General features: G+C 40.6%; 20 protein-coding genes. 9 read left to right on the top strand and 11 right to left on the bottom strand.

Going from position 1 to position 22,139, the window contains the following annotated elements; genetic code table 11:
- Positions 1-46 precede the first annotated feature (46 nt).
- Both P2G54_RS07920 and P2G54_RS07915 read right to left on the bottom strand, forming a co-directional pair.
- Positions 47-1,870 (bottom strand): sugar-binding domain-containing protein, encoded by a 1,824-nt coding sequence (locus tag P2G54_RS07920; protein ID WP_275869917.1) that lies wholly within the window; start codon positions 1,868-1,870, stop codon positions 47-49.
- A gap of 23 nt (positions 1,871-1,893) precedes the next feature.
- Positions 1,894-4,695 carry a glycoside hydrolase family 2 TIM barrel-domain containing protein gene (locus P2G54_RS07915; protein WP_275869915.1) on the bottom strand — a complete coding sequence of 934 codons (2,802 nt, stop codon included), beginning with the start codon at positions 4,693-4,695 and terminating at the stop codon, positions 1,894-1,896.
- Positions 4,696-4,869: 174 nt separating this feature from the next.
- Here P2G54_RS07915 and P2G54_RS07910 point away from each other — a divergent pair, with 174 nt between their 5' ends.
- Positions 4,870-6,600 (top strand): phospho-sugar mutase, encoded by a 1,731-nt coding sequence (locus P2G54_RS07910; RefSeq protein ID WP_275869913.1) that lies wholly within the window; start codon positions 4,870-4,872, stop codon positions 6,598-6,600.
- Positions 6,601-6,644: 44 nt separating this feature from the next.
- Here the strand turns inward: P2G54_RS07910 and P2G54_RS07905 are convergent, their stop codons facing one another.
- Positions 6,645-7,589: a succinylglutamate desuccinylase/aspartoacylase family protein gene (locus P2G54_RS07905; protein WP_275869911.1), complete on the bottom strand. Its 945-nt coding sequence runs from the start codon at positions 7,587-7,589 to the stop codon at positions 6,645-6,647.
- Positions 7,590-7,662: 73 nt separating this feature from the next.
- Here P2G54_RS07905 and murB point away from each other — a divergent pair, with 73 nt between their 5' ends.
- Positions 7,663-8,676, top strand: coding sequence for a UDP-N-acetylmuramate dehydrogenase (gene murB / locus P2G54_RS07900; protein WP_275869909.1), 1,014 nt, complete (start codon positions 7,663-7,665; stop codon positions 8,674-8,676).
- On the opposite strand, the gene P2G54_RS07895 is transcribed toward murB, so the two are convergent.
- Positions 8,673-9,155: a dCMP deaminase family protein gene (locus P2G54_RS07895; RefSeq protein WP_275869907.1), complete on the bottom strand. Its 483-nt coding sequence runs from the start codon at positions 9,153-9,155 to the stop codon at positions 8,673-8,675. The two genes, murB and P2G54_RS07895, sit on opposite strands and share 4 nt — an antisense overlap.
- Positions 9,156-9,291: 136 nt before the next feature.
- Here P2G54_RS07895 and P2G54_RS07890 point away from each other — a divergent pair, with 136 nt between their 5' ends.
- The 6 genes from P2G54_RS07890 (at position 9,292) to P2G54_RS07865 (ending at position 11,853) form a co-directional block, all read left to right on the top strand.
- Entirely contained in the window at positions 9,292-9,867 is a 576-nt protein-coding gene (locus P2G54_RS07890; protein ID WP_275869905.1) for a DUF4136 domain-containing protein, read from the top strand.
- Positions 9,864-10,187 carry a DUF962 domain-containing protein gene (locus tag P2G54_RS07885; RefSeq protein WP_345795466.1) on the top strand — a complete coding sequence of 108 codons (324 nt, stop codon included), beginning with the start codon at positions 9,864-9,866 and terminating at the stop codon, positions 10,185-10,187. Before P2G54_RS07890 ends, P2G54_RS07885 begins: the two co-directional genes overlap by 4 nt.
- Positions 10,188-10,293: 106 nt before the next feature.
- Positions 10,294-10,650 (top strand): response regulator, encoded by a 357-nt coding sequence (locus P2G54_RS07880; RefSeq protein ID WP_275869900.1) that lies wholly within the window; start codon positions 10,294-10,296, stop codon positions 10,648-10,650.
- Between the two features lie 292 nt (positions 10,651-10,942).
- Positions 10,943-11,134 (top strand): hypothetical protein, encoded by a 192-nt coding sequence (locus P2G54_RS07875; RefSeq protein ID WP_275869898.1) that lies wholly within the window; start codon positions 10,943-10,945, stop codon positions 11,132-11,134.
- Positions 11,135-11,216: 82 nt separating this feature from the next.
- Positions 11,217-11,366, top strand: a complete 150-nt coding sequence (locus P2G54_RS07870) for a hypothetical protein (RefSeq protein WP_275870694.1) — start codon at positions 11,217-11,219, stop codon at positions 11,364-11,366.
- Between the two features lie 55 nt (positions 11,367-11,421).
- Positions 11,422-11,853 (top strand): DUF6526 family protein, encoded by a 432-nt coding sequence (locus P2G54_RS07865; protein ID WP_275869896.1) that lies wholly within the window; start codon positions 11,422-11,424, stop codon positions 11,851-11,853.
- Here P2G54_RS07865 and P2G54_RS07860 read toward each other — a convergent pair.
- The 3 genes from P2G54_RS07860 to P2G54_RS07850 all read right to left on the bottom strand — a co-directional run bounded on the left by P2G54_RS07860 (position 11,850) and on the right by P2G54_RS07850 (position 16,088).
- Complete coding sequence (locus P2G54_RS07860) at positions 11,850-12,965, bottom strand: glycerate kinase (protein ID WP_275869894.1); 1,116 nt, start codon at positions 12,963-12,965, stop codon at positions 11,850-11,852. The genes P2G54_RS07865 and P2G54_RS07860 overlap by 4 nt on opposite strands.
- Complete coding sequence (locus tag P2G54_RS07855; RefSeq protein ID WP_275869892.1) at positions 12,962-14,317, bottom strand: alanine/glycine:cation symporter family protein; 1,356 nt, start codon at positions 14,315-14,317, stop codon at positions 12,962-12,964. Before P2G54_RS07855 ends, P2G54_RS07860 begins: the two co-directional genes overlap by 4 nt.
- 172 nt (positions 14,318-14,489) lie before the next feature.
- Entirely contained in the window at positions 14,490-16,088 is a 1,599-nt protein-coding gene (locus P2G54_RS07850) for a beta-N-acetylhexosaminidase (RefSeq protein ID WP_275869890.1), read from the bottom strand.
- Between the two features lie 220 nt (positions 16,089-16,308).
- Here P2G54_RS07850 and P2G54_RS07845 point away from each other — a divergent pair, with 220 nt between their 5' ends.
- Positions 16,309-17,769, top strand: a complete 1,461-nt coding sequence (locus P2G54_RS07845; protein ID WP_275869888.1) for a Gfo/Idh/MocA family oxidoreductase — start codon at positions 16,309-16,311, stop codon at positions 17,767-17,769.
- Positions 17,770-17,863: 94 nt separating this feature from the next.
- Here the strand turns inward: P2G54_RS07845 and P2G54_RS07840 are convergent, their stop codons facing one another.
- The 4 genes from P2G54_RS07840 to P2G54_RS07825 form a co-directional block, all read right to left on the bottom strand.
- Positions 17,864-19,459, bottom strand: a complete 1,596-nt coding sequence (locus P2G54_RS07840) for an OmpA family protein (protein WP_275869886.1) — start codon at positions 19,457-19,459, stop codon at positions 17,864-17,866.
- A 2-nt stretch (positions 19,460-19,461) separates the two neighbouring features.
- Complete coding sequence (locus tag P2G54_RS07835; protein WP_275869884.1) at positions 19,462-20,433, bottom strand: deoxyhypusine synthase family protein; 972 nt, start codon at positions 20,431-20,433, stop codon at positions 19,462-19,464.
- A 95-nt stretch (positions 20,434-20,528) separates the two neighbouring features.
- The gene (locus tag P2G54_RS07830; RefSeq protein WP_275869882.1) at positions 20,529-21,128 is read right to left on the bottom strand and encodes an OmpH family outer membrane protein; all 600 of its coding nucleotides are present in this window, start codon (positions 21,126-21,128) and stop codon (positions 20,529-20,531) included.
- Positions 21,129-21,223: 95 nt separating this feature from the next.
- Positions 21,224-22,126, bottom strand: a complete 903-nt coding sequence (locus tag P2G54_RS07825) for a histone deacetylase (protein ID WP_275869880.1) — start codon at positions 22,124-22,126, stop codon at positions 21,224-21,226.
- Positions 22,127-22,139 lie beyond the last annotated feature (13 nt).

Below are 22,139 nucleotides of genomic sequence, written 5' to 3'. Positions count from 1 at the left end.
CCTTTTTGATCTCTTTACCAACTTGGTTTAGTCAGTCCAGAATTTTTCACCGAGTGAAGTACAACTTTTGATGCAATTTCTTTAATTCAGTTACGGGGAGTTTGATCACTTTTCTGTCATAGGTAATCAGACCGTTGGTTTCTACTTCCACATCGGTAGTCTGGGTGTAAATAGCAGCAGCTAGGCCTTTGGGAATATACTTGAGCAGGTCCTCAATAAATCCTTCATACCTGGCCTTCAGTTCCTCAGCAGACTGAAAACTCTGATAGCCCCAATTGTCCTTGTCCTGCCAGGTGTGTCCCTCCAATGGAAGTCCCAAACCACCATATTCTCCCAAAACCATAATGCTATGTTTTCCAAAGATCCCCGGATCAGGCATCACTGGGTCTGGGTAATTATGTAAGTCCAAGATATCCCCTACTACTGTGGCTCCATTCATTTCAAAATTTCCTCCACTGGCACTGTTGATTAGACGGCTGGGATCCAGTTTTCTTGTTAAATCCACAATTTCTGAAGTCTTAAACTGTCCCCATGCTTCATTGAAAGGCACCCAAACAACAATGGAAGGAAAAAACTTAAATTCTTGCATGATCTCAGTCCATTCGGTTTTGAATATGGATTCCGACTCTGCAGTTCTTTCCTTATTTACACCCTCCCGGATAATTCCAGGTCGCACTTCCCATCTATTTCCCATGTCTCCACTTGGCATATCCTGCCAAACCAACATCCCCAGACGGTCCGTATGGTAATACCAACGGGCAGGTTCAACTTTCACATGCTTTCGGATCATATTGAATCCCATTTCCTTGGTTTTCTCTATATCAAATACCAAGGCCTCCTCTGTAGGTGCCGTATACAAACCATCAGGCCACCATCCCTGATCCAAAGGACCGTACTGGAAAAGAGCTTTACCATTCAGGAAAATACGCTGATGCCCTGTATCATCCTTTGCCATTTTCACATCCCGAAATGCAAAATAGGAATTGGCTTCATCCACCAATTTTTTTCCATTGAGGACACGGACTTTTACATCGTACAAAAAGGGTTGGTCGGGAGACCAAGGCTTTGGATCTGAAAGTTGAATCTTAATTGGAGAATTGGCTTTTCCTCTTGAAGTAGAAATTACAGTACCTTTATCTAACAAACTTATTTCCAGATCTAAATCTTCACTTGAAGAATGGATCTCCGGATAAAAGATTTGTGAGGAATTTTCCCAATCCGTTACAGAATAGATGCTGCTCAAATAACTTTCGGGAACGGACTCCAACCAAACGGTCTGCCAAATACCAGTCACTGGGGTATACCAAATGCCTCGAGGTTTTTTGACTTGTTTTCCTCTGGGTTGTGGACCTGCATCACTGGGATCCCAAACTCTGACCCTGATACTCTGTTTGCTTCCTTTTTGAAGAAATTCTGTGATATCAAAACTAAAACTATCAAATCCACCCTTGTGGGAACCTACAGATTTACCATTTACCCAAAATTCCGCTTCCCAATCCACAGCTCCAAAGTGAAGTAAAATCCTCCTTTTCGAACGGGTTAAATCCAAGTCAAACTCTCGCTCATACCATAATTCATTTTCTTCTCCTACTTTCTTTTGCACCCCAGAGATTAGTGATTCAACTGCAAAAGGAACCAGAATTTCCCCATCAAACTCAGAAGGATTTCCGCCTTTGGGCAAAATAGCATAGTTCCATTTGCCATTCAGATTTTGCCAATCCGGTCTAACGAGTTGTGGTCTAGGGTATTCAGGAAGAGGATTGGATTGATCCACCTGATCGGCCCATGGAGTTTTTAGAGATTTTTGTTGGGTAAATCCGGCGGTGAAAAACAGTAAAAGAAGGGTAATTGATAAACAGATTTGTTTCATAGTGATAGGTTATAGATTAGGTTTTATTGAAAATCAAACCATAAGGTAATTGGGCGAAGGGTATTCCCATCATGGTCCGTCCCGGATTTAATTTGGGAGGACGGCCCCATTTCACTCGCCAAATGAAACTTGGTTCCAATTGGGGGAATTTTGAACAAAAAACTCAGATCATATCGAGGCAAGACAGGCAAAACCCCGGGGGTGGAATCATCCGGAAACTCAGGTTTGAATAAGCTTAGGTATAGGTCTGGGGTTTCTGTACTGATTTCTATGGTCCCTTCTTCCGTTTGGAGTTTCATCGCATAAAAATCAGCATGATACCCCTTGAATTCGGGATATATGAGATTATCGAAACTGTATCCTGTAATAGTATTGTTATTAGCTTTTTCCCAAAGCCCAAACTTTGCTCCTTTTAAGCGATTTTGCCAAACTCTGTACGGACCATTTCCAAACCATTGAACATGCTGGACTTTTTCTGCAGGGTAAGAAAAGCCAAAGCCTAACACCTGGGATTCAGGAGAAACAATTTCTCCTTCAGATGCTTCAAATTTCACTCTTCCGGTTGGGAATATGGTCCAGGTAATAGATTTTGGATAGGGCTCATAAAATGACTTAAATTCAACAGCCCCGTCTTTCAACAATTTCCAAGTGAAATTTTTAAAGGTAGTTTTCTGGCCTTCCGAACTTCCCTGAGCAAAATTTATATAACGTTGACCAACTCGGACAAGCTCCAGGTTTCCTCTTTCTTTGGAGAATACAAATACCTTATCCCCCACATTTACCTGAAAATCAATGGTGGATTCCCTAACCACAAGCTTTTTCATGGGGAAGTAGAATTTTTCGGCAAAAATTCTATAATTCAAATCCCTGGGTTGGAGAATTGGGAAAGTCCAGGTAAATAGTTCTTCATTATTCAGTCCATTGACTTTAATTCTCAACTCATCACCTTCTTTCCAATTAATCGGCAAATCCAAAGAGATATCCCTGTTTTCCCCTGGTCCTGCTGAAGGTAGACTTAGGGTCTTGCTCGCCATCAAGGTTTGGTTTTCCCAGCCCTTGAAATTGACGATTTCCCATGTAAGACTGCACTCAGACAAATTGGAATACAGGTATTCATTGCTTAAAGTGATGATTCCGTTAAAATTTGAATCGAGTTCAAAGGACTTCAACTGCACTGGGGACCAAATTTCTTTGATGGTATAGAAGCTCCCCTCCTTTTCCCTATGAGGGCCCAATATACCGTCAGGGGCATGATTTCCATCAGAATCATAGATTCCTCCCAAATCCCACCTTAAAAAAGCCTCATCAGAAAAGGCCCAAAGAAACATCCCTGCGCTTGTAGAATGAGACCTGTAAAGATTCGTGAAGTCCTCAAGACCTGCTCCCAAGCCTCCATCATACAAGCCGTGAAGAATCTCAGTGGGCATAAACACATATGGGCTGTTGAAGAGTCGCTTTCCGGGATCATAGGCCGGATAATGGTATGTATCTATCCCATTGCGATTCAACCAAGGATACAGAATAGGTCTTTTTTGTATATCCAACTGGTGGAATCCTTTCTCATTGGCAAAGTTCCATCCCCCTTCATTCCCGTGATTCCAGGCAATGATGGAAGGGTGATTAGCATCCTTAAGAATAGCTTCCTGGATCAGTTTGGGTCCAATTACGGTATCATAGGCATCTTGCCAACCGGTCACCTCATCCAATACGAAAAGTCCCAGGGAATCGGTGAGCTCCAAAAAGCGTTCATCCGGAATATAATGAGACATCCGGACGGCATTCATATTCATCTCTTTCATCAGAAGGATATCCTCCAGATGATTGGCTTCACTTAAGGCCCTACCGGTAGTAGGATAAAAGGAATGCCTATTGACTCCTTTTAGAAAAACTTTTGTTCCATTGATGTAGAGCCCATCTTGTTCTTTTAGTTCCACTGTGCGAAAACCTACCCGTTCCACCTTGGAATAAATAATCCCAAGTTGGTTTTTCAAGGAGAACTTGGCTTCATATAGGACCGGCTTCTCGGGGTTCCAGGGCTTGATTTTGTCAAACTGATACTCCAGCCAAACAGAGTCTGATAGAACAGGGCTGCTGAAGCTTCCCACCAAACTCCCATTTCCCAACTCAAAAAGTTCAACTTGAATTTCCGAGTTTTCTATAGGTTCATTAAGAGTAATCAGGCTTTTGAACTTTCCATCTGCTTTTGCATCAATTGCCACACGGGTGAAATGATTTGCCGGAAGTACTTCCAAAAACACCGGGCGATAAATTCCTCCGAAAATCCAAAAATCAGCCTGTCTCTCGGCAGCATTGACTGAAGCATTGGAGGAATGCTTGGCCACTTTTACCAGAAGTTGGTTTTCTTTACCAAATTTCACCAGATCAGTGATATCATAGGAAAACCTATAAAAGCCACCCTGATGGGTTTCTCCTGCACTTTTCCCATTTATCCAAACATCCGTATCGGTCATTGCCCCATCGAAAACCAGTTTGATGACCTTTCCTTTCCATTCCTCTGGAATATCGAATTTGTGGCGATAGGTACCCGTTTCTTTTCCCAATTTCTTATTGGGATCTCTGAAATCATGACCATAGTTGACTGTACCAAAACCAAATGACTCCCAATTCGAGGGGACAGGTATTTTAAAGTGAATTCCTTTATTCCTTCCATCGGAAATCTCAAACTCCCAGCGCACGGGAGAACCTGCATCTACCCCGCTTAAATAATGACGCCTGTAAGCCGAACTGTCCTGGCCCTTTGCAGAAAAATCAAACAGAAAAACAAAACCTAAAAGGATAAATGATTTCAGAAAAATAACTCGCATAACTATTTGAAAGTAAAATTGAATATAACCAAGCATGTGCAGAGTGAAAAGGAATAATTTCAAATAGGATTGAAAAGGACTTGAATTGAAAATTTATCAGATGAAAATGCCCCCTATTCTGAGATTATTTCACATTTTCTATAAATTAGAAGCAAAAGAAATTTTTAAGAAACCATGAATTCTATAGACCCTTCAATTCAAGTAAAAGCCCAAGCGTGGCTAAATGGTAATATTGACCAAGAAACCAAGTCAACTATTCAAAAGCTAATTGATACCAATCCCACCGAGTTAATTGATTCCTTTTATCAAGACTTGGAGTTTGGTACAGGAGGACTTCGCGGTTTGATGGGAGTCGGGACCAACCGAATGAACGTTTACACAGTCGGGATGGCTACTCAGGGATTGGCAAATTACCTTTTACAATCTTTTCCCGGAGAAGAAATCAGTGTTGCAATCACTCACGATAGCCGAATCAACAACACCCTTTTCGCCAAGACCACGGCGGATGTATTCACAGCCAATGGCATCAAAGTTTACTATTTCCGGGAAATGCGTCCAACTCCGATGCTTTCTTTTGCAGTTCGTCATTTCGGGTGTAAAAGCGGTGTAATGATCACAGCTTCCCACAATCCAAAAGAATACAATGGCTACAAGGCTTATTGGGAAGATGGTGCCCAGGTAGTGGCCCCCCATGACACCAACATCATTAAGGAAGTTCAGAAAATTACCTCATTTGACCTTGTAAACTGGGACAAAGACGACTCCCTAATCCAATATATTGAAGAAGACTTTGACCAAATCTATATGGACAAAGTCAAGGCATTGAGCCTTTCTCCAGAGGCAATAACCCAGCAAAAGTCCATGCCTATTGTCTTTTCTCCAATTCATGGAGCTTCTGGGAAAATGGTTCCGGCAGCCTTGAAGGCTTTTGGATTCGAAAATGTCCATGTTGTCAAGGAACAAGCTGAGCCAGATGGCACTTTCCCAACGGTGGTTTATCCCAACCCTGAAGAGGCTGAAGCGCTGACCCTTTCAATTGAACTTGGTAAAAAAGTGGGGGCTGAATTGGTATTGGCCTGCGATCCTGATGGAGATAGATATGCTGCTGTCGTACCCAATGAAAAAGGAGAATATGAGTTATTGAACGGAAATCAAACCGGGACTTTACTAACCTACTACCTCCTGAGCAAATGGAAAGAGGCTGGAAAACTGGACGGTAAACAGTTTATGGTCAACACCATTGTGACCACCGAGTTGATCAATGAAATGGCCAAAGGATTTGGCGTCAAATGTTTCAATGTTTTGACCGGATTCAAAAACATTGCCGCCATTATCCGGGAACTTGAGGGGAAAGAAACCTTTATCGGAGGAGGTGAGGAATCCTATGGCTATTTGGTGGGAGATTTTGTCCGGGACAAGGATGGAGTCAGTGCCTGTGCAATGGTAGCCGAACTGGTGGCTTATTATAAATCACAAGGAAAAACGGTTTTCGATGTATTAGCAGAGATATACAATCAATTCGAATTCTATAAAGAATCTTTGATTTCCGTCACAAAGAAAGGGAAAGACGGAGCGGAACAAATTCAGGCCTTGATGATGGACTTTAGATTAAATCCTCCAAAGTCCATGAATGGAATTCCAGTAGAAAAAATCATTGATGTCAAGGAAAGTAAAATAATCGATGCAAAATCCGGTAAGGTTGAAAAACTGGACATGGATAAGTCTAATGTAATGCAGTTTTATCTGGAGGATGGAAGCAAGATTTCTGCGAGGCCATCAGGAACCGAACCAAAAATCAAATATTATTTCTCCGTCCATGCACCTCTTCCTAATGTTTCAGACTACCGAAAGGTAGAAGAAGAACTAAACCAAAGGCTTGAAGCATTAAAGAGATATTTCTCCTAACAACAAAAGCACCGGAAATCGGTGCTTTTTCTTTTTTGATTGTCCTATTCTTTACCCAAGTGAATCAAAGCTTCCCCCACATTGATTACAGGAAGGTTATTAATCCCTATTACATAGCCATTTGTTGGAGATTTAACTGGTATTTTCACTTGCCCATAAGGATCTGAAATTCGGGCCAAAATCTGGCCTTTTTTCACCTGATCACCCAACTTTACCGAAGAATTGAACACACCGGAAGCCTTGGCTCTTACCCAATCACTCTCTTTGATGATAACTGTTCCCTTTGGTTCTGGGCTATCCGCCATCATTCCCAATTTAGCCAGCATCCGTTTGGTCCCAGCGAGTCCCTCCTCAATCGACAAGTCATCCAAACGCATGGATTCGCCTCCTTCAAAAACCAGAATATGCTTTTTTTGCTTAAAGGCGGCCTTTCGGAATGATTTCTCGATCAATCTGGAATTTACCACGAAGTGGGTTCCAAAAGATTTTGCCAGCTCCACTCCCACTTTGTCTTTGAAGTCAACCCGGATTTGAGGTTGATTAGAGAGCATTCTTCCTCCTGTATGAAAGTCAATCCCGTAATCAATCAAGGGAATAATCTCCTCGTTCACAATATAGGCTATCCTTCCTGCCAATGATCCCTTTTTACTTCCAGGAAAACTTCTGTTTAGATCTCTACCATCAGGAAAGGCGCGGCTATTGGATAAAAAGCCGTAAATATTAACCAAAGGAATAATGATCAGTGTACCCTTCAAAAGTTCTAGCCCACTGTCCATTTCTTCCAAAAGTCGTCTTGCAGTGACGATTCCATTGATTTCATCCCCGTGGATTCCCCCACTAACCAAAACAACCGGCCCCTCCTCTTTGGCTGCTCGAATAAATACCGGGAGATCGATCAACGTATGAGTTGGAAGTTTGGCAATGGGAATTTCTATATTCACGGATTGCCCTGGACGTATTTTTACTCCATTGATTTGAAGTTCACGCATAGATTTTAGGTGATACAAATTTGATTTCTTATTCGAGCAAAATCTTCTTTATTTCGCAAGACAAGCTGAATCCATGAATATACAAGAAAACATATCTCTCCAAGCCTTTAACACCTTTGGAATAAATAAAAATGCCAGATTTTTTACGGTTTGTAAGAGCATAGATGATTTAAAAGATTCTCTGAGTTTTGCTGCCAAAAAAAATCTTCCGGTTTTAATTCTCGGAGGAGGCAGCAATATATTACTTACCAAAGACCTGGAGGCATTGGTCATGAAAAATGAACTCAAGGGAATCCATAAAATCAAAGAAGACAAAGAATATGTTTGGGTAGAAGTAGGAGCAGGTGAAATCTGGCATGATTGGGTCATGACAGCAATTGAAAACAACTGGGCAGGAATTGAAAATCTATCTCTAATCCCGGGAACTGTTGGAGCCTCACCTATGCAAAACATCGGGGCATATGGAGTAGAGATCAAGGAAGTATTTGAGGAGCTAAAGGCCCTCAATCGTAAAACCCTGGAAATTGAAAAATTTGATGCCGAAGCTTGCCAATTTGGTTACAGGGAAAGTGTTTTTAAGAATGAATTGAAGGACCAATACATAATTTGTTCAGTGACTTTTAGACTTCGGAAAAACCCGATTTTTAAAACCGAATACGGAGCAATTCAGGAGATCTTAGAGAAAAACAAAAGCCAAAAGATATCCATTAAATCCATTAGCGATGCAGTCATAGCAATCCGAAAATCCAAGCTGCCAAACCCAAAAGAAATCGGAAACGCAGGCTCTTTTTTTAAAAACCCTACCATTTCCAATAAACAGTATGAAAGAATCCGATCGGAATACCCTCAAATACCTGGATACCCAACCGAGGAAGGAATAAAAATCCCTGCAGCTTGGCTAATTGAACAGGCAGGATGGAAAGGAAAACGTTTTGGTGAGATCGGAGTCCACGAAAAGCAACCTTTGGTTTTAGTGAATTATGGAAAAGGAGAAGGAAAAGAAGTCAAATCCCTTTCTGAAAAAATCCAAAAGTCAGTTCTTGAGAAATTTGGAATCCAACTAACTCCTGAAGTAAATTTTCTTTAAATCAGTTGATCATTTACTTCTATTTCTTTTCTATAACGATCTACAGTTACGCCGAATTTTCTTAAAAAATCAACTCCTTCGTCGCTCCCAATTCCTTTGTATTCAGCATAGGAAAAGAGGTAGACCACCTTGGAAATCCCCATTGAAAAGATAATTCTAGCACAAGCAAGGCAAGGAGCCAATGTTACATATAGTGTAGACCCATCCACGGAAGTATTATTCTTTACAGCGTATAAAATCGCATTTTGCTCTGCATGAAGGGCGAGAGAGCAACTCCCCTTGCTATCCCGGGCACATCCAGTCTCTGGAAATTCCACATCGCAATTGTGGGTGCCTGCAGGAGGTCCATTATAACCGATGGAAATAATGCGGGTTTCTTTTGTCAAAACAGCTCCTACGTGCTTCTTGATACAATGTGAACGTTTGGCCAGATTTACTGCCAGCTCCATAAAAATATCATCAAAGTCCGGTTTGCTCATTTTCTAATTTTTGACCAAAAATAGTATTTGGATCGATGTGGTGACAAAAACAATTCAGAATCATTCAAAAATTTAGAATTTAATTCAGAAATTCAACATAAGACGTTTGACATCGTTGTTTAGAAAAAAACATTTAATGAAAAACCGGTTAGTTCCCCTTTTGTCCATTTGGGTGCTTTTCTCATGCAGTTCCATTGATATCTTCAAAGAAAACTCTGAAATCCCCCTAACAAGAAACTATCAGTCCTTTGTAATTATCAATGAGGAAATCGGAATGAGAGGATTTTCATCCCCTATGCTGGATGAAAAAATTCAAGAATATATTCGTTATTCCCTAGAAACTCAGGGGATGGTCTATGATAAGACCAAACCTGATTTGGTAATCAGATATACATCTAATGAGGATCCTAGAAAGCGGGAAATCTCCAGCTATTCCACGCCATACCCATTTTGGGGCTATAGGATTTATGATCCATGGATGTTTAACCCCTATTCGAGAAATTCCTTTTACAACAGAAGGACAAGTGAATATGAATTACTTCAGGTAATCGTAGATTTTATTGACCCTGCGAAGGATAAATTCCTAATGACACTTACTGGAGTTACCGAAGTATCCAGTCCCAAATACAAAGAAAAAAAGGTACTTAAAACCACAGAGAAAATAATTGAACGGTTTGTTTTAGAAACCAGAACAACCCCATACAGAAAATGACAATGAACAAGAGAATTCAAACCTTCAATGAATTTTACCCATATTACCTCAAAGAACATCAAGATCCAACCTGCAGAAAACTTCATTTTACAGGCACTGGTTTGGTATTTTTCATCTTGGGGGCAAGTATTATCACAGGAAATTTAATTTGGTTGGCCTCCATTCCTCTTGTAGGGTATGGTTTCGCTTGGGTGGGACATTTTTTCTTTGAAAAAAACAAACCTGCAACCTTCAAATACCCCCTATTCAGCCTCATATCAGACTTTCGTCTATTTTTTGATCTCCTCACAAGAAACGAGAAGTTTAATCCGGAGAATTAAGACACTCAAACCCAAAAACTTATTTGGTAATTAATTTGGTTTTTTTTTAGAGTGTATTACTTTTGTAATAGCTTTAATGTAGTTCGAGCTTAAATATTTGCATTTAATGCTAACAATAGTCCTCATAGATGATGATCCAATCAGTACTTTCGTAACTGAGAAGTTGATTTCAAAAAATATAAATCAGCCCTGTCAGTTCTATAAGTACCTTAGTGCTAAAACCGCTTTGGATGAAATCTATGATTTGAAACCGAACTATCTGTTTTTGGATTTAAACATGCCTGAAATGAATGGGTGGGACTTTTTGGATAAGTTTGACACCCAAAAAAACGAAGCAGAGGTGTATATCCTAAGCAGTTCAGTAGATGAAAGGGATATCAAAAAGGCAAGTACTTATCAAATCGTAAAGGACTACCTATCAAAACCCTTGATTAAAAAATCAATCAAAAGCATATTCAACTGACCTTGACAAACTTCAAGGTCTTTTTTTTTAATTCAAATGCGAAAGATGGTCAAGCCGGAACAAGTGACCTTCAGCGTAAATTGAGGGTTAAGCTATTCGAAAAACTTAAAACTCTACATACCATTTTGCTTCCAGAATTGTTAAATTGAATAGGGTAAAAAACGGCAGTTCCATTTTCTCAGATTAAATTGAAAAAAGTTGAAAAAAAATTAGCCAATCTTACATTGACCAAATTGATTTTTTATTTTACTTCGTAACGTAAATTCATTAAAAACCCCTTTTACTATTTGCTATGGAGGATTTTGAAGACGATTTCGACGAATTTGATGAGTTCGAAGAAGAGGATGATTTCTCGGGAGATTTCGAAGACGAGTACGATCTAGACGAGGATAATGAATTCATCGATGATAATATCATGGATTTCGATGAGGAAGAGGATTTCCAAGAAGATTTTGACGAAGACAACGAAGAAGATTTCGATTAAATTATCAAGTGGGCACAAGCTATTTTGGTAATTTAATATCAAGAGTTTATCTTCGGGCTATTATTAAAGCAAAACAATCGACATGATCTTACTGGATATTTTCTCTTCACCCCTGGCATCAGGAGCTCAATTATTTCTTTTGATTGTATGCATCCTGATTGGATTTGGAGCAGGTCTTTCAGCAATTGATGCTAGAAGTACATTTTCTAAAGGCAAGAAACACGATCATTGATATTTACTAATTCTAAAAAAGAGGCTTAGGCCTCTTTTTTTTTACCCATCATTTTATGAAAACACAAAATTTCAAGAATCATGCACGTTATTACGTGCTTCATCATTATATCATCTTTCCTCTTTCGCTGAGTTATTTCATTTTGACTTTATCAAAATTGGACTTTTCAGAATCCCTGTCCGAAAACTTACTTTCCATAATTTTAGCTGTCTTGTTAATACTATTCCCCTTTTTGGCTAGAATCTATGCATTAAAAAACCAAAACAGAATCATCAGATTGGAAATGCGGCAAAGATATTTCGAACTCAGCGGAAAATCATTTTCAGAGATAGAATCCAAACTCAAACTTGGACAAATCATCGCATTAAGATTTGCTCCAGATGAAGAGTTGTTAGACTTGATTAAACAAGCTCAAGCAGAAGAGTTGAGTAGCAAAGAAATAAAATCAAGAATCAAAAACTGGAAAGGGGATTTTCACCGAGTCTAAAGATTTTGAAAAAAATCAAAGTCAAGATTGGTCCTAATTACGGATTTCAAATTCAATTTTGCCTGGTCTGGATAATCCACTTTGGAAAAATCCAGGTCAGGCAATTTTAGTATTTGGTTAAAACCTACTCCAAAAGCCTCATCTCCAGCGGTGATCAGAATCACTTTTTTGTTTTTCTTTTTTGCAAGACGCAGCAATTCAAAACAGGCTTTCCCTTCCTCAGACTGAGAATCATATCTACCCTCTCCTGTTATGATGCAATCTGCAAGTTCAAGCTCTTCACTGAGATGGACCATTTCAAAAAAGTATGGGGCACCGAACTTCATTTCTGTAGGAAAAAAAGCACTCAGTCCCAAGGCAATTCCACCAGCTGCTCCAAAGCCTTGAAGATCTATAAACTCCTTCTTTGCTTTGGAAAACATCATTTCAACTACTTTCCTACATTTTGATTCATATGGTAAAAATTCTTCTTTCTTCAATCCTTTTTGAGGTCCAAAAACCGGAATAGCTCCTGCATCACCAAAAAACTGATTCCTGACATCACAAAGGCATGAAAATTTAATTTTCGGAACAGAAGGGCTTAATTGAATATGAGAAACTGAAGAAAGGAAGCTATCTGTAAATGGAACTAACTCCCTCCCATTTTGATCTAAAAAATGGATACCTAGTGCCGACAAAATCCCAAGCCCTAAATCTACTGTAGCACTACCTCCTAAGCCAAGTACAATTTCTTCAGCCCCTCTTTGTACGGCATCCTTGATTAACAAGCCAGTTCCATAGGTTGATGCAACCCAAGGATTTTTACTCTGATTGCCCAAAAGTCCCAAACCAGAGGCAGTGGAGACATCCAAATACGCTTTTCGATTTTTTGGGGACCAGCCGTAAAACCCCATTGTGGGTTTTCCAAAAGGATCCAGAGACCAAACCTTGATTTTTTCCAAACCCAAAAACTCACTTAATAACGCACAGGTTCCGTCTCCACCATCAGCAAGTGGAATTACTTTAGTTTCAAAATGAGGGTGATTTTCCTTAAAAAACTGGTCTATAATTTCTCCTGCCTCTCCGGCACTGATTGTTCCTTTGAAGGCATTTGGAGAAATCAGTATTCTCATAATTCCTGGTTCTTCATTCTTCGAAAATAGTCCTTGTATGCTGCCCTAACTTTCGGAGCCAAATAAATGGTAGAAATCATTGTAGGAATCGCCATAATCGCATACATACCGTCTACCAAACTCACAACTACTTCCAAGGAAGCAACTGCTCCAGCTACAATTGTAATGAGATAGAAGTAATTGTAAAAGTCTGCCCTTTTCGCTCCAAACAAATAATTAAAGCACTTATGCCCATAATACGAATAGGTAAACATAGTGGAGAGTGCAAAAATCAAAACCGCCGTCATCAGTAAATATTTCCCAATACCTGGCAAGGCCGTCTCAAATGCTTCCAAGGTCAACCGAACACCATCTGCTTCGGTACTTTGCCATACTCCTGTCAGCATAATCACAAGGGCAGTAAGAGTACAAACTACAATGGTATCAATGAATGGGCCCAACATGGCAATGAGCCCCTCTCGGATAGGCTCCCTGTTTTTAGAAGCTCCGTGAACCATAGGAGCAGTACCAATACCAGCTTCATTTGAAAATGCAGCTCTTCTCGCACCAGTTACAATCACTGCACCGACCACTCCCCCGGCTGCTGCTTCACCTGTAAATGCATCTGTTACAATTTTCAAAAGCATATCCGGAACATCCCCTACATATTTAGCTACAATAATCAATACAGTAACAAAATATAGGCCCACCATAAAGGGTACCAATTTTGAGGCGACCGAGGCAATCCTTTGAATTCCTCCCAGGATGACAGTAGCCACCAAAATCATCATGGAAATCCCAATAATCCATCGGGTGGTTTCACTTGAACTGATTCCAGAAGGTTCCAATATTACTGCCCTAAATACAGCTGACAATTGATTGGCTTGAAAGATTGCCAACAAGCCTACGATCCCTGCTAAAGAAAAGATTATGGATAGAAATTTCCATTTCTTGCCCATTCCTTCTTCGATTACATACATCGGACCACCTTGTACCACTCCAGCCGAATCTTTTCCTCTAAACATAATGGCCAGACTACAGCTGTAAAATTTGGTTGCCATACCAACAAAGGCAGAAACCCACATCCAAAAAATAGCCCCAGGGCCTCCCATACTTATCGCTATTGCAACTCCACTGATATTCCCCAATCCAACTGTCGCCGCAATAGCTGAGGAAAGGGCCTGAAATGAGGTAATCTGACCCGGAGCAAGATCGTCATCATATTTTCCTTTAAAAAGACTTATCGCATGACCTATTTTTCGAAATGGGACAAATCCTGAATGTATCAATAAAATCATCCCCCCTCCCATTAATAACAATAACATTGGTGTTCCCCAGATCCAGTTTGCAAAAGAAATTATGAAGTCGCCCATTAACACAGCTTTTCTCCGGATATCATTTCCGGTTCAATTGATTAAATAAATAAGGAAGCATAATAGCCTCAATTTGTCCAATTATCAAAGAAATTAGACTTTTTTACAAATAAAAAAGCCCAAATCGAATCACTTCGATTTGGGCCTCAACAGGTTTAATAAGGCAATAAGTTTACCAATTCACTTTTGGTGATTTGTAATAACCAATTCCTCTCACATCCCATTTTTTACCCATAAGAGCAATTCTTTTCTGGAAGCTTACCCAGTCTCTGGAACTGGCAGGAGCCCACGCAACTTCAGCGATTGCTGCGATTCTAGGGAAAATAAGATATTCCATGTCCTCCCTGTTTGTTACCGTCTCTGTCCAAAGCGGAGCTTCAACTCCGAAAATGTCCGCCTTTCCAAGCCCTTCAACAAAAGTTGCCGGATCCCAAAGATAAGCCGAGTCCAATTCAATATAGGCAGCCCAATTATAACCGATTCGGGAAAGAGAATCATATTGCATATCTAAATATGCCTTGGTTGAAGGGGACATCAACACCTGGTTTCCTTGCTCTTTAGCCAACTGGGCATTGTCTGCCATTGCCCAGAATTGAGCAACATTGCCTGGCAGGAGGTTGGAAGTTGCCACTTCATCCCATCCAATACTGGTTTTTCCATATTTCTCAACAATGCCCTGAACACGTTCGATGAAATACACATAATCATCCTTTTCAGTTACATGTGATTCATCCCCTCCAATATGAAAATATGGTCCTGGAGTCATTTCAGTAATCTCTCTTACCACATCATCAATGAACTGATAGGTCAGTTCTAATTTTGAAGAAAAGGTACTGAAACCAACTTTGGTTCCGGTGTAAAGTTCAGCAGCTTGAGGATTTTTCAACGGCATGGAATAATCCAACTCTTGTTCATTAACAGTTGAATAGTCCCCGTCAGGAAGATTGACTCCGGGATTCAATTCAGCATAAGAAGCCAATGCTGCATTGGTATGACCTGGCATATCCACTTCAGGAACAACAGTGATAAAACGATCACTAGCATACTTAACAATGTCTTTGTATTCTTCCTGTGTATAGAAACCACCTTCTCCACCTCCAACTTCAGTCTGAGCACCAATTTCAGTCAATTTAGGCCATGACTTGATTTCAATTCTCCATCCCTGATCATCAGTAAGGTGTAAATGGAGATAGTTCAATTTAAGGGTAGCCATCTCATCGATATAATGTTTCACATCTTCTACAGAAAGAAAATGTCTGGTAACATCAAGCATAGAACCTCTATAGCCATATTCAGGCTTATCCGATATAGTTCCAGTGGGCAAAACCCATTTTGTATCCACCTTCGTTTTGCTGAAAATCTCAGCCGGGAAAGCCTGAAGCAAAGTCTGTACTCCGTAAAACACTCCTGCCTCAGAAGGAGAAGATATTTTTACCTGATTATCAGTTATCTCCAACTCATAACTTTCATCTGAACTTGAAGAGCCAGTTAGTTCTAGGACAATATTTCCTGATTCACTCCCTACAGGAATCGAATAGCCGGTAGAAGGCTGTAACTTCTCTGCTAAATACTGAGCTGTGAAACTCAGACCGGATCCTTCCCCAATTACTTGGATAGAAGAATTTTCTACCAATTCAAAAACTCCATTTGAATTTGTGATGGTAACAGGAACTGGAATCAATCCAGATTCGGTCAGTGGGCTTACTTTCTCCTGACAGGCCTGAAAACCAAGAATAACAAGCCCAATTAAAGGGGTGATAAATCTTTTCATAACCAATGATTTTGCATTAAACTTAAGTAAAATTTTTAAAAATCTCCTTTCATATAAGACATAATATCAAAAAAGACATAAGAGCCTATTACGGGAGTTCTTCAATGAAAGTTTATTTTTTTCAAGAAAGGCCTGTTGGATAATTATAAATATATTCTGGAGATGAAATCTAAAGGCTTTTTAATAATTTAAGATCTCTGTTAACAACAACTGAATAACCATGAAGAAACATGAACCAAACCCGGGCAACTCCCGGAGGAATTTTATTAAGGGCTCTGCCCTAGCAATGGCCGGTTTTTATATTGTTCCCCGTCATGTACTTGGGGGGCCTGGGTTTGTGGCCCCTAGCGACAAATTACGGGTAGCAGGCATAGGCGTTGGCGGAATGGGATATGGAGATGTCAGTGGAGTTTTTAGGAGTGGAAAAGCAGATATTGTTGCTCTTTGTGATGTGGATGACACCCGGGCAAAACGTAGCCGTGAAGATCATCCAAAAGCTGCTTATTATAAGGATTTCAGGGTAATGCTTGAAAAAGAAGCAAATAATATTGACGCAGTTACCGTTTCTACTCCCGACCATATGCACGCCGTGGCAGCCATGATGGCCATGAAGATGGGAAAACATGTTTATGTACAAAAACCGCTTTCCCATGACATCTATGAAGCAAGAATGCTGACAGAGGCAGCTGAAAAATATAAAGTGGTAACCCAAATGGGAAATCAGGGCTCTTCAGGAGATGGGGTCAGAAAAATGGTAGAATGGTACCAGGCCGGATTGATCGGCGAGGCAACCAAAGTTTATACCTGGACCAATAGACCGGTTTGGCCACAGGGAATTCAATGGCCAAACACTCCCAAAACCCCACCTTCGGACCTGGACTGGGATCTTTGGCTAGGCACAGCTCCCTACAAAGATTATGTGGATAATCTCGTTCCTTTCAATTGGAGGGGCTGGTGGGATTATGGAACCGGTGCTTTGGGAGACATGGCATGCCATATTATGGAGCCTCCTTTCAGAGTGCTTGGCTTGGGTTACCCAAAGTCCGCTGAGTGCTCTGTAGGATCCGTTTATGTTGGAGAATTTACCAGGGGGTATTTTCCAGAAAGCTGCCCTCCTTCTTCACATATCACACTACGATTTGATCGACCTGGAAAAGAAGACCTTGAGTTCCACTGGATGGATGGAGGAATACAGCCAACCAGACCAGAAGAATTGGAACCAAATGAGCAAATGGGTGATGGTGGAAATGGAGTAATCATTGAAGGGACCAAAGGAAAAATGATGTGCTCCACATATGGAGTCAATCCACAACTTCTTCCTACTTCCAAGACCAAGGACATCAATGTTCCAGAAACACTGTACAGGGTTCCAGATGGAGATAGAGGGCATTATAATAACTGGGTAGAAGCTTGTATCGCTGGTTACGGTTCTCAAGAATATAAGAATTTGAGCTCTCCATTTAGTATTGCAGGCCCTTTGACCGAGTCTGTCTTGATGGGAAATCTTGCCATTCGAAGCTACGACTACAGAGTTCCAAGAGAAGGCGGTAATGCAAACCAGTTTGATTATCCTGGTAGAGGAATCAAACTAGTTTGGGACGGCCCCAATATGAAGGTTACAAATTTCGAGCCCGCCAATCAATTTGTAAAAAGAGAATACAGAGGTAATTACACCCTCTAAAACAAAAAGGTCCGGTGCAATTCCGGACCTTTTTTATACTTATTTCTACTTTATAATTTGGTGGTACCTAGGCACCCCATTTTCGAATAAATTTTTATTGCTCCACTGTGATTTCCACCCTTCGGTTTTTTTCCCTTCCTACTTCAGTGGAATTGGAGGCGATGGGTCTAGTGCCTCCCCATCCTGAGATCCTCAAGCGTTCAAAATCCACGCCTTGCTGAATCAAATAATCCCGGACTGAAGCTGCTCTCTCCAAAGATAAGGCCTTATTCAAGCTAGGATCCCCTGCGCTGTCTGTATGTCCGTTGATTCGGATTTTTACATCAGGGTTTTCTATCAAAAACTGAACAAGTTTATCTAAAAATGCTTCGGAATCCAGACCTTCGAGTACTGCTGTCCCTCTTTTGAACTCCACCTTTTCCAAAAGAAAACTGTTTCCAGCCTCTGCTTTGATCAACAAAACCACCAAGGGCTCCCCAGCCTTGAACTGATCCACCTTGATAGCTTGCGGAAAATAGCCTCCAGACTTGACCACTAGTTCCACTACCCCATCTTCACGAAGCTTGGAGAGGAATAAACTATCTTGTGAGTATTCCTTTTGAAGATTAAGGGATTGGAGTCGAAAGGGGATTCTCTCTTTGGTTTTTTGATCCAAAACCACAACACTTAAGGGTACTTCAGCTTTCTCAACTTGTACCATTATCTCAGGAAATCCAATTGAAGTGGATGGATATATTGGAATAATAGACTTGTTTTCCTTCTCTTTTTCAGGAACTCCTTGGATTTCAGTTTCTTCAAATTCCGTTGGAATTTCAAGCGGAACTGGTATTGAAAAAGTCAACAGATCTGCAAAACCATCGCTATTTTGGGTACTGGACCAAACGATTTCGTTCTGTCCAATAAAAGTAACGGATCCTTCCGAGCCTGGTGAGCTGATTTTCTCCCATTTTATAGGTTTTGACCAAGCTGTTAGATCTTGATCCAAGGCTTTTGAAACAAAAACATCTTTCCCTTCCGCGCCTTCGTGCATGTTGGAACAAAAGAAAAAAAGCATTTTTTCACCGTCAAAATAAGGACTTGTCTCCTGTCCAATTGTATTTATCAACGATCCAAGATTTTTAGGAGTGGACCAGCCTAATTCTTCCTCATTAACGGAAAGGTAAATATCCTCATTCCCTCTACTATCCTCTCCAATTCCAGATAGAAACAATATTTTCCCATCAGATGAAAGTCCTCCTGTAATTGTTCCCTGCAATTGATCCAAACCTGGAAAATCAACTTTACTTAAAAAATTCCAATCAGCTCCAAATTTAGAATACTGATAAATTCCCTGGCCGTTTTGGTTCTTTTGATACACCAAAAGCGTCAAAGCATCTTGCATTCCCAACACAAGATCATATCCCGAGCTACTCAGTTCAGCAATGTGAATAGCTTCAGACCAATTTCCATCGGGAGTTTTCCTACTCATCCAGATATCCCCGGGATCATTGACTCCACCCTTATTTAGAGGATGAAAAGCACGGGTAAATAAAAGCGAATTTCCACCAACCCAAACCGGATTTCTGTCATCCTGGCTACTGTTGGCCTCAGAAAGAGATTTGATCTCTTGACCGATGGCACCTGCAGAAAAACAAAAAGCAAGCAGTGTAATCCTGCTTGCCTTGGAAATAAAACTCAATGAATTTGTCATAATTACTGATCCAATACAATGGCGAATACCAATGGAGCCACGATTGTTGCATCAGATTCAATTATGTATTTTGGCGTGTTTATACCCAGTTTACCCCAGGTGATTTTCTCGTTAGGAACTGCCCCAGAATATGAACCATAAGAAGTGGTAGAATCAGATATCTGGCAGAAATATCCCCAAAGCGGCACATTATCACGCTGTAAGTCCTGATGCAACATCGGAACCACACAGATTGGGAAATCCCCTGCAATTCCCCCGCCAATTTGGAAAAATCCAACAGTACTTTCTTCAGTTGCATTGTTGGTATACCATTCAGCAAGAAACATCATATACTCAATACCGCTTCGGACGGTATGCACATTCTTCACATCTCCTGAAATCACATGCCCAGCAAACATATTTCCCAAAGTAGAATCTTCCCAGCCCGGAACAATAATCGGCAGGTTTTTCTTTGCGGCTTCAAGCAACCAGCTGTTTTTAGGATCGATTTGGAAAGAACCATCCAGTTTTCCGGAAAGCAGAATTTTGTAGAAGAACTCATGAGGGAAATAAGCCTCTCCAGCCTGATCGGCTTTTACCCACTCCTCCAAAATCACATCTTCAATTCTTCTCATAGCCTCCATTTCCGGGATACAAGTATCTGTCACACGGTTCATGTGTCTATCCAACAAATCCTGCTCTTGCTCTGGAGAAAGGTCTCTGTAATGAGGAATCCTTTCATAATAATCATGAGCTACAAGATTGAAAACATCTTCTTCTAGGTTTGCCCCGGTACAGGTAATGATCTGAACCTTATCTTGGCGGATCATTTCGGCTAGTGAAATTCCCAGTTCGGCAGTGGACATGGCTCCTGCCAGGGTAACCATCATTTTGCCCCCATTATCCAAATGAGCTTTATAGCCTTCAGCCGCATCAATCAGGGCTGCAGCATTGAAATGTCTGTAATTGTGCTTTAAAAATTCAGTGATTTTCATTCTTAGATTTTCAAATTAGAGTTCAAAAATACCCAATTTTCACCTACAAAAAAACCCGGACTAGCCGGGTCTCTTTTAGGATGAAATTATCCCCCTTATTTTGCTGTATCAGCAGGTGTTTGGCTATATTCCTTGTTCAGTCCATCAATCACTGACTGAGTCACATCCAAAGCATCAGATGCAAACCAAACAGCTCCACCACGAGTATAACTCAAAATGACTTTCAAATCATTTTCAGCCGCATATTTCTTCATATAGGCCTGTACTTTTTCATATACTTCATTGTACAAGTTTGCCTCATCTACAGAAAGTTCCTGCATAAGGTTGTCTCTGTAGGTAACCAAGTTTTGCTCCTTTTTAATCAGCTCTTCCTGCTTGGCACGTTGCTGATTTACAGTCATATTACCACCTGTTTGCTGAAAATTAGCCACTTCTTGCTCAAAACCTCTGGCTCTGCTTTGAAGGTCACCTTCAAACTTCTTCCCTTTCTCGGCAAGTTCTTCAGATTTCTTCTTGTAAAAATCGTATTTGTTAATCACACTATCTGTGTAAACAAAAGCAACACTCATTTCTCCTTCACTCACAGAAGATTCAGAGGATGAAGCGTTGGCATTAGAATTTTCCTTAGGCTGACAGGCATAGAAAAGTACAGTGGCCATTCCCAGTACTCCAATAAACTTAAATGCTTTTTTCACTTGAATTTGGTTTTAATGACAAGGGCGCAAATATAAAGAAAGAATTGATTTCGCAAGATGCCAGAGCCTTTGTTAAGATAATTTCAGAAAAATCACTAGAAAAACAACTCCTGGGCTAGTCTATAAACCTGGGCATGGGCTTCTATTATTTGGCTGATTTTTTTACTGTATCCTCCACCCATACAACACATTATAGGTACATTAAGCTCAGCTCCCAAATCCAAAACCGTCTTATCCCTCTGCCGCACACCTTCCATCGTTAAGCTCAATCTCCCCAGTTGATCAGACTCTAGCACGTCAACTCCGCTTTGATAAATAATAAAATCTGGGTCAAATCCTTCCAGTATTTCATCTAGATATTTTTTGAGCAAATACAGATACTCCTTATCCCTAATCCCATCAGGCAAGGCTACATCCAAGCTTGAAAACTCCTTTCTGTAGGGATAATTCTTTTCTCCATGCATGCTAAACGTGAACACATCATGACGCCCTTGAAAAATAGCGGCAGTTCCGTTGCCTTGATGGACATCAAGATCCACTACTAAAATATTCTGGGCCAAACCTTTTGCCTGAAGGTAATTTGCAGTCAAAGCAATATCATTTAACAGACAAAAACCCTCTCCTCGATTGGCAAAAGCATGATGAGTCCCCCCTGCTATGTTCATGGCAATCCCATGGTCCAAAGCAAACTCTGCGGCTTGGATAGAACCACCAGCAATAATCAATTCCCGCTCCACTAACTCTCTACTAAGAGGAAAACCAGTCGCACGGATTTCAGATTTACTTAGTGTTAGGTTTTTTAGTTTTTCCCAGTATACCGGATCATGGGTTTTAGTAACCAACTCTTCTGGAACCTTCGTAGGAGTGAAAAAATTTGAATGATCCACTGTTCCTTCGTGCATCAATTGCACAGGGAGTAACTCGTATTTTTCCATTGGGAATCTATGTCCTTTTGGCAGGGAATGGGCATATAGAGGTGACCAGGCAATTTTGAGCATAAAAAAAACGCTT

The organism is Algoriphagus sp. CAU 1675 (assembly GCF_029222925.1).
Classification (GTDB): Bacteria; Bacteroidota; Bacteroidia; order Cytophagales; family Cyclobacteriaceae; genus Algoriphagus.
The sequence above is the reverse complement of the archived record's forward strand: the minus strand, read 5'-3'. Positions and strand labels throughout refer to the sequence as shown.